Annotated in this window: 10 protein-coding genes; 8 read left to right on the top strand and 2 right to left on the bottom strand. The window is 59.8% G+C overall.

Annotation, left to right across the window (positions count from 1 at the left end; all coding sequences use genetic code 11):
• Positions 1-107: 107 nt before the first annotated feature.
• Together IB252_RS14220 and rarD are read left to right on the top strand one after the other, a co-directional pair.
• Positions 108-1,082: a serine/threonine protein kinase gene (locus tag IB252_RS14220; RefSeq protein WP_111448561.1), complete on the top strand. Its 975-nt coding sequence runs from the start codon at positions 108-110 to the stop codon at positions 1,080-1,082.
• A gap of 181 nt (positions 1,083-1,263) precedes the next feature.
• Positions 1,264-2,151 (top strand): EamA family transporter RarD, encoded by an 888-nt coding sequence (rarD, locus tag IB252_RS14215; RefSeq protein WP_111448560.1) that lies wholly within the window; start codon positions 1,264-1,266, stop codon positions 2,149-2,151.
• Between the two features lie 215 nt (positions 2,152-2,366).
• Here rarD and IB252_RS14210 read toward each other — a convergent pair whose 3' ends face one another.
• On the bottom strand, positions 2,367-2,885 hold the full coding sequence (locus tag IB252_RS14210; protein WP_007947710.1) for a glycine cleavage system protein R: 519 nt from the start codon (positions 2,883-2,885) through the stop codon (positions 2,367-2,369).
• A gap of 534 nt (positions 2,886-3,419) precedes the next feature.
• Here IB252_RS14210 and IB252_RS14205 point away from each other — a divergent pair.
• On the top strand, positions 3,420-5,597 hold the full coding sequence (locus IB252_RS14205; protein WP_192409255.1) for a malate synthase G: 2,178 nt from the start codon (positions 3,420-3,422) through the stop codon (positions 5,595-5,597).
• A 69-nt stretch (positions 5,598-5,666) separates the two neighbouring features.
• On the opposite strand, the gene IB252_RS14200 is transcribed toward IB252_RS14205, so the two are convergent.
• Complete coding sequence (locus IB252_RS14200; RefSeq protein ID WP_111448558.1) at positions 5,667-6,113, bottom strand: response regulator; 447 nt, start codon at positions 6,111-6,113, stop codon at positions 5,667-5,669.
• Positions 6,114-6,366: 253 nt separating this feature from the next.
• Between IB252_RS14200 and IB252_RS14195 the strand changes: the two genes are divergently transcribed.
• The 5 genes from IB252_RS14195 to IB252_RS14175 all read left to right on the top strand — a co-directional run bounded on the left by IB252_RS14195 (position 6,367) and on the right by IB252_RS14175 (position 13,384).
• Positions 6,367-8,307, top strand: coding sequence for a putative nucleotidyltransferase substrate binding domain-containing protein (locus tag IB252_RS14195; RefSeq protein ID WP_192409254.1), 1,941 nt, complete (start codon positions 6,367-6,369; stop codon positions 8,305-8,307).
• Positions 8,304-9,011, top strand: coding sequence for a PolC-type DNA polymerase III (locus IB252_RS14190; protein WP_192409253.1), 708 nt, complete (start codon positions 8,304-8,306; stop codon positions 9,009-9,011). The genes IB252_RS14195 and IB252_RS14190 overlap by 4 nt, the downstream gene beginning before the upstream one ends.
• Positions 9,012-9,235: 224 nt before the next feature.
• A complete protein-coding gene (locus IB252_RS14185) occupies positions 9,236-9,754 on the top strand; it encodes an RNA polymerase sigma factor (protein WP_192409252.1) in 519 nt (172 codons plus the stop codon).
• Positions 9,751-10,722, top strand: a complete 972-nt coding sequence (locus IB252_RS14180; protein ID WP_192409251.1) for a FecR domain-containing protein — start codon at positions 9,751-9,753, stop codon at positions 10,720-10,722. Before IB252_RS14185 ends, IB252_RS14180 begins: the two co-directional genes overlap by 4 nt.
• Positions 10,723-10,954: 232 nt before the next feature.
• Positions 10,955-13,384, top strand: coding sequence for a TonB-dependent siderophore receptor (locus IB252_RS14175; protein ID WP_192409250.1), 2,430 nt, complete (start codon positions 10,955-10,957; stop codon positions 13,382-13,384).
• The last annotated feature ends 55 nt before the right edge of the window (positions 13,385-13,439 follow it).

Raw genomic sequence — 13,439 nt, 5'->3', positions numbered from 1 at the left:
CGGTGAGGCATTCCCACGCAGAGCGTGGGAACGATCCCCCTAAAGACACCCCGTCTGCGCTACCATGTTTGGCCGGACGCGGCAGCCTGCTGCGCGCAGGAGTCAGCATGGCCCACCCGTTTGCAACCCTCACCCCAGACCTCGTGCTCGATGCCGTCGAAAGCATCGGCTTTCTCAGCGACGCGCGCATTCTGGCGCTCAACAGCTACGAGAACCGTGTCTATCAGGTCGGTATCGAAGACTCCGAGCCGCTGATCGCCAAGTTCTACCGTCCGCAGCGCTGGACCAACGAAGCGATTCTCGAAGAACACCAATTCACTTTCGAACTTGCCGAATGCGACGTACCGGTGGTCGCGCCGATGATTCACAACGGTGCCAGCCTGCACGAACACAACGGTTTCCGTTTCACCCTGTTCCCCCGCCGTGGTGGCCGTGCGCCGGAGCCGGGCAATCTCGATCAGCTGTATCGCCTGGGGCAACTGCTCGGTCGCCTGCACGCCGTCGGCTCTACCAAACCGTTCGAACACCGCGAAGCGCTGGGTGTGAAAAATTTCGGTCATGACTCGCTGACGACATTGCTCGAAGGCAATTTCGTACCCAAAAGTCTGCTGCCCGCCTACGAGTCCGTGGCCCGTGACCTGCTCAAGCGGGTGGAAGAGGTCTACAAGGCCACGCCGCACAAGAACATCCGCATGCACGGCGACTGCCACCCCGGCAACATGATGTGCCGCGACGAGATGTTCCACATCGTCGACCTCGACGACTGCCGCATGGGCCCTGCGGTGCAGGACATCTGGATGATGCTGGCGGGTGATCGTCAGGAATGTCTCGGTCAGTTGTCGGAATTGATGGACGGCTACAGTGAGTTCCACGACTTCGATCCGCGGGAACTGGCGTTGATCGAACCGCTGCGCGCCTTGCGCCTGATGCACTACAGCGCCTGGCTCGCCCGCCGCTGGGACGACCCGGCATTCCCGCACAGTTTTCCGTGGTTCGGCAGTGAACGGTATTGGGGCGACCAGGTGTTGGCCTTGCGCGAACAACTGGCTGCGCTCAATGAAGAGCCCCTAAAACTCTTTTAAACACCGCGTCTCCTTGTAGGAGCAAGGCTTGCCCGCGATGAACGATAACGCGGTCCGCCAGACAGACCGCATCGATCCAATCGCGGGCAAGCCATGCTCTACAAAAAAAAAAGCGACACGACACGTCTATACAACCGCCTTACAATCCCCTCTTTGTTAGCTGCCTAAGCAAGGATTCTGCATGCAAGCCGCCAACCCGCGTCGCGGGTACATTCTGGGCCTGAGTGCCTACATCATCTGGGGACTTTTCCCGCTCTACTTCAAAGCCATCGCCAGCGTGCCCGCCGTGGAGATCATCATCCACCGAGTGCTCTGGTCCGCGCTGTTCGGCACCTTGCTGCTGATGGTGTGGAAACATCCGGGCTGGTGGCGCGAGTTGCGTGACAACCCGAAACGCCTGGCGATCCTGGCCCTGAGCGGCACGCTGATCGCGGCCAACTGGCTGACCTACGTCTGGTCGGTGAACAACGGGCGCATGCTCGAAGCCAGTCTCGGTTACTACATCAACCCGCTGGTGAACGTGCTGTTGGGCATGCTGATCCTTGGCGAACGGCTGCGACGCATGCAATGGCTGGCGGTTGGCCTCGCGGCGGTCGGCGTCGCGCAACAGGTCTGGCAAGTCGGCAGTCTGCCGTGGGTGTCGTTGGTGCTGGCGCTGACCTTCGGTTTCTACGGACTGATCCGCAAACAGGCACCGGTCAAGGCGTTACCGGGTCTGGTGGTGGAAACCTGGATGCTGGTGCCGATTGCGATTGCCTGGCTGCTATTCAATCAGACGGCCACCAGCGCTCAGCCCGAATTCTGGACCACGTCCGAAGCCTGGTGGCTGGTGGCCGCCGGTCCGGTGACGCTGGTGCCGCTGGTGTGTTTCAACGCCGCTGCACGGCATTTGCCCTACACGACGTTGGGATTCCTCCAATACCTGGCACCGACCCTGGTGCTGTTGCAGGCCGTTCTGTTGTTTGGCGAACAATTGTCGTCGAGCACACTGGTAGCGTTCATCTTTATCTGGGCGGGCCTGGCGGTTTACAGCATCGACGCGTGGATAAGTCTGCGCCGCCGCCGCTGATCAAAAAACGCACAAACCTCTGCAAGCCACGGCTCCCGTGGCCTGCATCGATCCTTCCCAAGGTTATCCACAGCGTGATCCCCGGCGTTTGTGTGCAAGTCTCTGAAACTGCTGGTTTTTTGATCAGCTCCTCAAGAGTCCCGGACGACGTGGCCTAGAGGACAGTCTCTACAGGTTATCCACAGGCAGGTGCACGTATAACTTGGATAACCTGTTCAGGGTTCACTGCGCAGCACCAATTCGACCATCAAATCATCCGCCAGGGTTTCCAGGCGCGATTGCAGCACGTCCAGGGACAGCGTCAACGGCACTGCGAGAATCGCTTCAGCGTGGAATAAAGGCTCGCTGCTCATCGGCGCCGGACGTACTTCAGTCACCAGACGCTCCAGGTTCACCCCCTGCTCACTCAGCAGACGCGTGATGTCGCGTACGATCCCGGGGCGGTCGTTGCCCACCAACTCCATGGCTATCGGTTTCCAGGTGCAGGATTGCTCGATGCCGCTTTCGGCAATCAGCACGCGAATGCCATGGGCGGACAACGCCTGTAGGGCATCGACCAATTCATCGTAGGCCTCGGCCGGCACGCCCACGCGAAGAATCCCAGCGAACTGCCCGGCCATGCGCGACATGCGACTCTCCAGCCAGTTACCGCCGTGCTCGGCGATGCATTGGGCAATGCGCTCGACCTGCCCAGGCTTGTCCGGAGCGAATACAGTGAGTACGAGGTGGTCCATGGCGCAGCCCTCTTTTGTTATAGAAAAAGAAGTATAGGCAAAGGTGGTTGCTGCGCTGAATCGGCTGACGCCTTCGCGAGCAGGCTCGCTCCCACAGGATTCGCGCAGGCCTTTGTGGGAGCGAGCCTACTCGCGAATGGGGCACCGCCGATCTAGTTGGAAAAACAAATCGTGTACAAGTTTTTATATTTAACTGGAACAATCCAATGGTTTTTTGAGAACATCCTGTTCCCCGACGTGACCGCAATGCGTCATGGCGTCGCAGAACGACGTAATTAGTCTAATTTTCACAAGCGCAATTCATCATGTAGTATGCCGCAGCGCGCACTACATAACGCTGGATCGATGTCTGCCGCAGGTGCAGCCACAACCCTGAAAGCCCCGTCAGCAAGGCCTCAACGCCGTTGATTGGTCAAAACCCAGCCGCCCGCAATGGCATGTACTGGTCAACAGGTTTGTGGTTTAAATGCCAGAGGCTTCATTGTTAAATTGAAGAGCTGAAAAGCGAAATAGCTGAGCAGAGTGAGGCAAGCAATGACTGAACACGTTCAAGTCGGTGGCCTGCAGGTCGCCAAAGTCCTGTTCGACTTCGTGAACAACGAAGCCATTCCCGGTACCGGCCTCACCGCCGATAAGTTCTGGGCCGGTGCCGATAAGGTCATTCATGACCTGGCGCCGAAGAACAAAGCCCTACTCGCCAAACGCGATGATTTCCAGGCTCGTATCGATGGCTGGCACCAATCCCGTGCCGGTCAACCACACGACGCCGTGGCCTATAAAGCCTTCTTGCAAGACATCGGTTATCTGCTGCCAGAAGCGGCTGATTTCCAGGCAACGACGCAAAACGTCGATGACGAAATCGCCCGCATGGCCGGTCCACAGCTTGTGGTTCCGGTGATGAACGCCCGTTTCGCGCTCAATGCCTCGAACGCCCGTTGGGGTTCGCTGTATGACGCGCTCTACGGCACCGATGCCATCAGCGAAGCTGACGGCGCGGAAAAAGGCAAAGGCTACAACAAGGTTCGCGGCGACAAGGTCATCGCCTTCGCCCGTGCCTTCCTCGACGAAGCGGCGCCATTGGCTGCCGGCACTCACGTCGATTCCACCGGCTACAAGATTGTTGACGGCAAACTGGTGGTCGCCCTTAAAGGCGGCAGCAACACCGGTCTGCGCGATGATGCGCAACTGATCGGTTTCCACGGCGATACAGCGGCTCCAACCGCGATCCTGCTGAAAAACAACGGCCTGCACTTCGAAATCCAGATCGATGCCAGCACCCCGGTCGGCCAGACCGATGCTGCCGGCCTCAAAGACATCCTGATGGAAGCCGCGCTGACCACCATCATGGACTGCGAAGACTCCGTCGCCGCCGTCGATGCCGATGACAAAGTGGTGATCTACCGCAACTGGCTCGGCCTGATGAAGGGCGATCTGTCGGAACAAGTCTCCAAGGGCGATCAGACTTTTACCCGCACCATGAACGCCGACCGCACTTACACCGGTGTCGATGGTAAAGAACTGAGCCTGCATGGTCGTTCGCTGCTGTTCGTGCGCAACGTCGGTCACCTGATGACCATCGACGCAATCCTCGATAAAGACGGCAACGAAGTGCCGGAAGGCATCCTCGACGGCCTGATCACCAGCCTCGCGGCCATCCACAGCCTCAACGGCAACAACTCGCGCAAGAACAGCCGCACCGGCTCGGTCTACATCGTGAAACCGAAGATGCACGGCCCGGAAGAAGCAGCGTTCACCAACGAGCTGTTCGGTCGCATCGAAGAAGTACTCGGTTTGCCACGTAATACGCTGAAAGTCGGGATCATGGACGAGGAACGCCGTACCACGGTCAACCTCAAGGCCTGCATCAAGGCGGCCAGCGAGCGTGTAGTGTTCATCAACACCGGTTTCCTCGACCGTACCGGCGATGAAATCCACACCTCCATGGAAGCCGGCCCGATGGTACGCAAGGCGGACATGAAGGCTGAGAAGTGGATCGGCGCCTACGAGAACTGGAACGTCGATATCGGTTTGAGCACCGGCCTGCAAGGTCGCGCGCAGATCGGTAAAGGCATGTGGGCGATGCCCGACCTGATGGCTGCGATGCTCGAACAGAAAATCGCTCACCCGCTGGCCGGTGCCAACACTGCCTGGGTTCCATCGCCGACCGCTGCTGCGCTGCATGCGCTGCATTACCACAAGGTCGATGTGTTCGCCCGTCAGGCCGAGTTGGCCAAACGTGCGCGCGCTTCGGTGGATGACATCCTGACTATCCCGCTGGCCGTCAAACCGGACTGGACTGCAGAGCAGATCAAGAACGAACTGGACAACAACGCCCAGGGCATTCTCGGTTATGTGGTGCGCTGGATCGACCAGGGCGTGGGCTGTTCGAAAGTGCCGGACATCAATGACGTCGGCCTGATGGAAGACCGTGCGACGCTGCGCATTTCCAGCCAGCACATCGCCAACTGGCTGCGTCACGGCATCGTCACCGAAGATCAGGTCATGGAAAGCCTCAAGCGCATGGCACCAGTGGTTGACCGTCAGAACGCCAATGACCCGCTGTATCGTCCGCTGGCACCTGACTTCGACAGCAACATCGCCTTCCAGGCGGCGGTCGAACTGGTGGTCGAAGGCACGAAGCAGCCGAATGGCTACACCGAGCCGGTCCTGCACCGTCGCCGTCGCGAGTTCAAGGCTGCCAATGGCCTTTGACTGAGCGCTGACGCCGGACAAAAAAAGCCCTGATCGAAAGATCAGGGCTTTTTTGTTTCAAATCGGTTACTACACATCCATTCCCAACTCATGCTTGACCAGCGCCAACAGCTTGCCGGTATCGACAGGCTTGAGCAGGAAGTCGACCACGCTTAAATGCATCGCGGCGATCGCGTCTTCCACGTCGGCGTCACCGGAAACGATGATGATCGGCATTGCCGCCCGAACCGACTCACGAACCTGACGAATCAGGTCCAGACCATCGACATTTCCCATCCGCAGATCGGTAATCACCAGGCCAATCGATGGCGTCGTCTCCAACATTTTGAGTGCGCTTTCGCCACTGGCGGCGGTCACGCAGCGCACTCCGTCCAGGGCCAGAATCTCCGACAGCAACTCGCGCGCATCTTTATCGTCATCGACGATCAGCACCCGCTGCGGCGGCAGGTCGGGTTCCAGCATGACGTCACTCAGCGCCTTGCGCTCAGCGTCACTCAAAATATCGTGGTCGGACATGGCTTACTCTACGTTTTCATTTCTATTCCCTAGCACATCGGTCAGACATCGCTAAGCAGACCTTCAATGTGCACTTCGTCGGAAAAGTTTCCTATAGCCAATGTAGGAGGTTTTTCCCACAGTTGCGTCAGACATTTCCCAAATATCGACAGCCTCACTGCCTACCTAGACTTACGTCCAATGGGCACCCCGCGCGCAGGGGCCGACCATGGCTCAGTCATCCGACAACAACAATTCAAAAAAGACTGCGGTAATGGTTATGAGTAAAGCGGACGCCTTCACACAGGCAGGGAAAACCGCGGTGTTGCAAAACATCCAGGGCACTTTGCAATTCCTTCAGCGCTTCCCGCCCTTCAATCAGATGGAACACGCCCACCTGGCGTACCTGGTCGAGCAGTGTCAGCTGCGTTTTTATGCACCCGGCGAGAGCATCCTCAAGCCCGCCGACGGCCCGGTCGAGCATTTCTACATCGTCAAGCAAGGCCGGGTCGTGGGTGAACGCCCCCATACGGCCAAGGGCGGCACCGAAACCACCTTCGAAATCACCACCGGCGAGTGTTTCCCCCTCGCCGCGCTGCTGGGTGAGCGCGCGACGCGTACCGAACATCTGGCCTCCGAAGACACTTTTTGCCTACAGCTGAACAAGCTGGCGTTCATCAAACTGTTCGCACTTTCCAACGCGTTTCGCGACTTTGCCCTACGCGGCGTGAGCAGCCTGCTGGATCAGGTCAACCAGCAAGTCCAGCAAAAAGCCGTGGAAACTCTCGGCACGCAGTACTCGCTCAATACCCGCCTGGGTGAATTGGCCATGCGCCATCCGGTCACCTGCAACCCGACCACGCCACTGCGTGAAGCCGTGACCCTGATGCATGAGCAGCAGGTCGGCAGCATTGTGGTGGTCGACGAACATAAAGCGCCGCTGGGGATTTTCACCCTGCGCGACCTGCGCCATGTGGTGGCCGACGGCACTAACGATTTCAACGAAGCCATCGAGCGCCACATGACCCAGGCGCCGTTTTTCCTGTCGCCGGACCACAGCGCCTTCGATGCGGCGATTGCCATGACCGAGCGGCACATCGCCCACGTCTGCCTGGTGAAGGATCATCGCCTGTGCGGCGTGGTCTCGGAACGTGATCTGTTTTCCCTGCAACGGGTCGATCTGGTGCATCTGGCGCGGACTATCCGTAGCGCCCAGAAGGTGGAAAACCTGGTCGCGATGCGCGGCGAGATTGGCCAACTGGTGGAGCGCATGCTGGCCCACGGCGCCTCTTCAACCCAGATCACGCACATCATCACCCTGCTCAACGACCACACAGTGTGCCGGGTGATCGAACTGACCCTCGCCGAGAAAGGCGACCCCGGCATTGCGTTCAGCTGGCTGTGCTTCGGTAGCGAAGGCCGTCGCGAACAGACGCTGCACACCGATCAGGACAACGGCATTCTCTTCGAAGCCCGGGATGCGGCCCACGCCGCCGAGATTCGCGGCAAATTGCTGCCCATCGCCCAGCAGATCAACCAAAGCCTGGCGCTTTGCGGTTTCACCCTGTGCAAAGGCAACATCATGGCCGGCAACCCCGAGCTGTGTCTGTCCCGGGCCGAATGGTCACGACGTTTTGCCGCGTTTATCCGCGAGGCCACGCCGGAGAACCTGTTGGGTTCGAGCATTTATTTCGACTTGCGGGTGGTCTGGGGTGACGAGCAAGGCTGCGAGCAGCTGCGTCAGGGTATTCTCGATCAGGTGAATGACAACCGACTGTTCCAACGGATGATGGCCGAGAACGCCCTGCGCAACCGTCCGCCCGTGGGACGTTTCCGTGAGTTCGTACTGGCTCGCAAGAATGGCGAGAAAGCCACTCTGGACTTGAAAATCCAGGGGCTGACGCCGTTTGTCGACGGTGCCCGACTGCTCGCCTTGGCCCATGGGGTCGAGGCGAACAACACGTTGGAGCGCTTTCGCCAACTGGTGGACAAAGAAGTCATCGAACGGCTGGACGGTGCGGCGTACGAAGAGGCCTACCACTTCATTCAGCAAACCCGCATGCAGCAACATCAGCTACAGACCCGGGAGAATTTGCCCTACTCCAACCGGGTCGATCCGGACAGCCTCAATCATCTGGATCGACGGATCCTGCGTGAATCCCTGCGCCAGGCCCAACGCCTGCAAAGCAGCCTGGCCCTGAGGTATCAGCTATGAGCCTGTTTTCATGGCTGCGTCCGGCAGGTCCCAGCCTTCCCTGCGACCTTCAACAACGCCTGCAACGCTTGCCCCCGGCGGCAGAGCTGGGCGAATGCAGCCTGCGCGAACAACGCTGGGTGGTGCTCGACCTGGAAACCACCGGGCTGAACCTGAACAAGGATCGGGTGTTGTCCATCGGCGCGGTAGTGATCGAGGACGGGGCGATCGACTTCAGCCAGCAGTTCGAACGCACGTTGCAATGCGCCGACATGAAATTGGCTCCCAGCGTGTTGATCCATGGCCTGGGGCCGAGTGCGATTGCTGCGGGCAGCGATCCGGCTCAGGCCCTGGTCGAGTTCATGGAGTTCCTCGGCGACAGCCCGGTGCTGGCATTTCATGCGCCGTTCGATCAGCACATGCTCGGGCGCGCGCTGAAAGATCATCTGGGCTACAAGTTGCAGCATCCGTTTCTGGATGTGGCAGACATCGCGCCGCTGCTTTGCCCTCAGGCGCACATTCGCGATGCCGGGCTGGATCAGTGGATCGACTGGTTCAAACTGGAAGTGTTCGAGCGCCACAATGCCAGTGCCGATGCGTTGGCCACTGCTGAGCTGGCGTTGATTCTGTTCAGCCGGGCGCGGCAGTTGCAGATTCATAGCCCGTTGAATCTGCAGCAGCGGTTGAGTCAGTGGAAGCGCAGACAGCGAGCGCCTTCCTTCTAAATCTCTGGCGTTTGTTCTGCCGCCATCGCGGGCAAGCCATGCTCCTACAGGTTTTGTGTTGTTCACAAAATTGGGGAACGACATAAAACCTGTAGGAGCATGGCTTGCCCGCGATGAACGATGACTCGGTCCACCTGACCAGTGGCCAATTGCTTACCTCCCCCGCCTCTGCCACAATCGCGAACAATTCTCGTTAGTTAATATTTCCCAATCGGTGATGCTGCGTGTCGTCAGTCCAAAGCCCTCAAAGTGAGCTCGTTGGTGCGTTGTATCGCGACCATCGCGGTTGGCTATTGGCTTGGCTTCGACGCAATGTGGCCTGTCCGCAACGGGCCGAAGACCTGAGTCAGGACACTTTCGTGCGTTTGCTGGGTCGTGAAGAACTGAAGGAGCCGCGTGAACCGCGCGCGTTTCTGGTGGCGATTGCCAAGGGTCTGCTGTTCGACTATTTCCGCCGCGCCGCGCTGGAACAGGCCTACCTCACCGAACTGATGCTGATCCCCGCCGTTGAACAACCGTCGGTGGAGGAACAGCAACTGATCCTTGAAGACCTCAAAGCCATCGACCGCCTGCTCGGCAAACTCTCAAGCAAGGCCCGGGCGGCGTTTCTGTATAACCGTCTCGACGGCCTCGGCCACGCCGAAATCGCCCAGCGCCTGGGCGTGTCAGTGCCGCGGGTGCGTCAGTATCTGGCCCAAGGCATTCGTCAGTGCTACATCGCGTTGTACGGTGAGCCGCTATGAGCCCGGTCAGTTCCAAACCCGTCTCGGCGCAGGTGCTGGATGCCGCGATTGCCTGGCAATTGTCCCTGGATTCCGGCAACCCGGTGGAGCGCGAAGAGTTCGCCAAATGGCACGCCGCCCACGAAGAGCATGCGCGGGCCTGGCGCCAACTAGGCATGCTCGACCAACGCTTCAGCGTCGCCAGTGGCCCGGCACGCACCGCGTTACTGCAATCGCGCGAAAGCATTCGCCGGCGTGTGCGCAAACTCGGCAGCGGCGTGGCCAGCATCGTCGCGGTGATCGGGTTGGCGTTGTTCGCCGGCGATCGTTATCTGCCAATCGACTATTGGCTGGCCGACCAGCGCACCGCCACCGGCGAGCAACGCACCCTGCGCCTGACTGACGGCACACGGATCAACCTCAACACCCACAGTGCCGTGGATGTGCGTTTCGATGAAAAACAACGGCTGATCATCCTCCAGGAAGGGGAAATTCTCGTCGAAACCGGTCATGGCGACACCCGGCCGTTTATCGTCGAAACCCGCGAAGGCAGCATGCGCGCACTGGGAACAAGGTTCCTGGTCAAGCGTGAAGAAGAAGGTACGCGCCTGAGCGTGCTGAAATCGGCGGTGGCCGCCAATCCCGGGGCGAGCGCTGAAGAGCAGATTCTGCGTGAAGGCCAGCAAGTCCTGATGCGCAGCAATGGCCTCGGGCCGATCGTCGCGCTCACCCTCGGCGCCGATGCCTGGACCCGCGGCATGCTGGTGGTGGACAACACACGGCTGGAAGACCTGGTGCATGAACTTGGTCGTTATCGACGCGGGTATCTTGGCGTTGCGCCAGAAATCGCCGACCTGCGAATCACCGGCAGCTTCCCGCTGCACGACACCGATCTGGCCCTGAGCGCCCTGCTGCCGACCCTGCCGGTGCAGATCGAACAGCACACGCCGTGGTGGGTGACGGTGGCGGCAAAAACTGACGCTAAATGATCGTTCCCACGCTCTGCGTGGGAATGCAGCCCGTGACGCTCCGCGTCACATGCCGAAGCGGACGCAGAGCGTCCATTGAGGCATTCCCACGCAGAGCGTGGGAACGATCCCCTACGATCCCCTTAGCGACTGATTTGCTGAATCGAAATTATTTTCATCTAGCCCCTATCACTTTTGAATTCTCGTCCGGCACCTAGGCAATTGAGAAATATTTCCATTCAGGAGCCGCTGTATGTCCCGTTCGCTAGACACCGTGTTGCGCCCCAGTTTGCTGGCGATTGCCATTGCCCTTTGTGCCCCTCTGGCCAGCAGTCAGCTGATGGCCGCTGAACAGGCGTCCAGCGTTCGCGCCTACAACCTGCCGACCGCGCCATTGGCCAGCACCCTGAACCAGATTGCCAGCCAGGCCGGCCTCGCGTTGTCGTTGAATCCATCGCTGGCGGCAGGCAAGACCTCGGCGCCGGTCAAAGGCCAGTTCGACGCAGCCGGCGCCCTGCGCGAAGCCTTGCGCGGCACCGGTCTGCAACTGGAACAGAGCAGCACTGGCACCTTCAGCCTGGTGGCCGTTCCCGAGGGCGTGATGGCCCTGCCGGAAACCGCCGTCATTGGCGTGGAAAACACCGAAAGTGCCTGGGGACCGGTGCAAGGTTACCTGGCGACCCGCACCGCCGCCGGCACCAAGACCGATACCGCGCTGGTCGAAGCACCGCGTTCTATTTCGATCGCTACCCGGGAGCAAATGGACGACCGCAATGTGCACAGCCTCGATGACGCGGTGCGCTACATGCCCGGCATCACCGCCAGCAGCTACGGCAGCGACACCCGTGCCGACTGGCTGCGCGTGCGCGGTTTCGAGCCGACGCAATTCCTCGATGGCCTGCCACTGCCAAAAGGCGTGTACGCCAACCCGAAACAGGAAACCTGGAACCTCGAGCGCCTTGCCCTACTGCGCGGCCCGGCCTCGTCGGTTTACGGCCAGACCCCGCCAGGCGGCTTGCTGGACATGGTCAGCCGTCGTCCCAGCGCCGAGTCGAGCAGCGAAATCCAGGTGCAATACGGTAGTGACAATCATCGCCAGATCAACTTCGCCAGCACCGGCAAGATCGATGACGAAGGCCAGTTCCTCTACGGTTTGAGCGGTGTGGTGCGCGACAGCGGCACGCAGATCGACCACGTCGACAACAAGCGCTACAACATCGCGCCGAGCCTGACCTGGAACATTGACGAAGACACCAAGTTCACCCTGCTGACGCAATTCACCCGCGACGATACCGGCATCACCAGCCAATTTCTGCCGGTGCAAGGCACCAAGATCCATTCGCCCCTCGGCAAGATTTCCCATCACAAAAACCTGGGCGACCCGGACTGGGAATTCTACGACCGCACTTACTACGCACTGGGCTACGCCTTTGAACATCGTTTGAACGATGTCTGGCAGTTCAAGCAGAACCTGCGTTACACCAAATCGGACCTGTCCTTCCAGGCCCTCACCCCCGGCGCCTACCCGTTCACCCAGGTGGATGCCGAAGGCAACGTTGGCCGCTCAAGCACCAGTGTCGACGAGGACATCAGCCAGTTCGCCGTGGACAACAACTTCCAGGGTGACTTCGCGACCGGCGACATCCGTCACACGCTGCTGATCGGCCTCGATCATCAGCGCACCAACACCAACTACACCTCGATTTTCGGTGACGGTCTGACCACCAACGTCAACAACCCGATCTATGGCCAGCCCATTGTTCGTCCGCCACGTTCGGCGGCGTTCTATGACTACGACCAGAAAACTTACCAGACTGGCCTGTACGTTCAGGACCAGATGGCCCTCGACCAATGGCGTCTGACGCTGGGGGGGCGTGAAGACTGGGTCCACACCGGTACCAGGTTCTTCAACAAAGGCGATGCCACCAACACCGAGCGCGATAAGAACTTCAGCGGCAACGCGGCGATCAGCTACGTGTTCGACAACGGCATCGTGCCGTACCTGTCGTACGCCGAGTCGTTCCAGCCGACCAGCAACGCCACCGCATCGCCGACCGATTCGTTCAAGCCGACTGAAGGCAAACAGTGGGAACTGGGCATCAAGTACCAACCGCCTGGCAGCAGCACCCTGTTGACCGCAGCGGTCTATGACCTGACCCAGAAAAACGTCTCCGTCACCACGACCAACTCGGACAACGTTTCGGTCACCAGCCAGACCGGTGAAGTGAAAGTCAAAGGCCTGGAACTGGAAGCCGTCTCCGACGTGACCGAGAACCTCAAGGTCATCGCCGCTTACACCCTGGCCAAATCCGAAGTGCAGAACGGCGATTTCAAAGGCAATCGTCTGCAACTGATGCCTAACCAGCAGGCATCCCTGTGGACCGATTACACCTGGCACAACGGCGTGCTGGACGGTTTCGGCATCGGCGCCGGCGCTCGCTACACCGGCAACACCTACGGCGACCAGGGCAATACCTCGCTCGGCAAGGCGGACGCCTACACCGTGTTCGACGCCGCGGTTCATTACGACCTGGGGCGTCTGGACAACAGCCTCAAAGGCGCCTCCCTGGCACTGAACGCCACCAACCTGTTCGACAAGGACTACATCTCCACGTGCGACAGCTTCTACTGCTACTACGGCGACCAACGCAGCGTCGTCGCCAGTGCTACTTACAAGTGGTAATGGCCTGACCCGGCACGCCCAAGACCCGAGCCGTCCGACAGGGGCGGCTTTGGTA

This window comes from Pseudomonas sp. PDM10 (genome assembly GCF_014852295.1).
Taxonomy (GTDB): domain Bacteria; phylum Pseudomonadota; class Gammaproteobacteria; order Pseudomonadales; family Pseudomonadaceae; genus Aquipseudomonas.
This window is presented reverse-complemented; position numbering and strand designations above follow the sequence as displayed.

Bases quoted from the DNA above. Each gene is read 5' to 3' on its own strand.
- IB252_RS14205 (WP_192409255.1), top strand. From the start codon at position 3,420: ATGACTGAACACGTTCAAGTCGGTGGCCTGCAGGTCGCCAAAGTCCTG.
- IB252_RS14175 (WP_192409250.1), top strand. From the start codon at position 10,955: ATGTCCCGTTCGCTAGACACCGTGTTGCGCCCCAGTTTGCTGGCGATT.
- IB252_RS14180 (WP_192409251.1), top strand. From the start codon at position 9,751: ATGAGCCCGGTCAGTTCCAAACCCGTCTCGGCGCAGGTGCTGGATGCC.
- IB252_RS14195 (WP_192409254.1), top strand. From the start codon at position 6,367: ATGGTTATGAGTAAAGCGGACGCCTTCACACAGGCAGGGAAAACCGCG.
- IB252_RS14200 (WP_111448558.1), bottom strand. From the start codon at position 6,113: ATGTCCGACCACGATATTTTGAGTGACGCTGAGCGCAAGGCGCTGAGT.
- rarD (WP_111448560.1), top strand. From the start codon at position 1,264: ATGCAAGCCGCCAACCCGCGTCGCGGGTACATTCTGGGCCTGAGTGCC.
- IB252_RS14220 (WP_111448561.1), top strand. From the start codon at position 108: ATGGCCCACCCGTTTGCAACCCTCACCCCAGACCTCGTGCTCGATGCC.
- IB252_RS14190 (WP_192409253.1), top strand. From the start codon at position 8,304: ATGAGCCTGTTTTCATGGCTGCGTCCGGCAGGTCCCAGCCTTCCCTGC.
- IB252_RS14210 (WP_007947710.1), bottom strand. From the start codon at position 2,885: ATGGACCACCTCGTACTCACTGTATTCGCTCCGGACAAGCCTGGGCAG.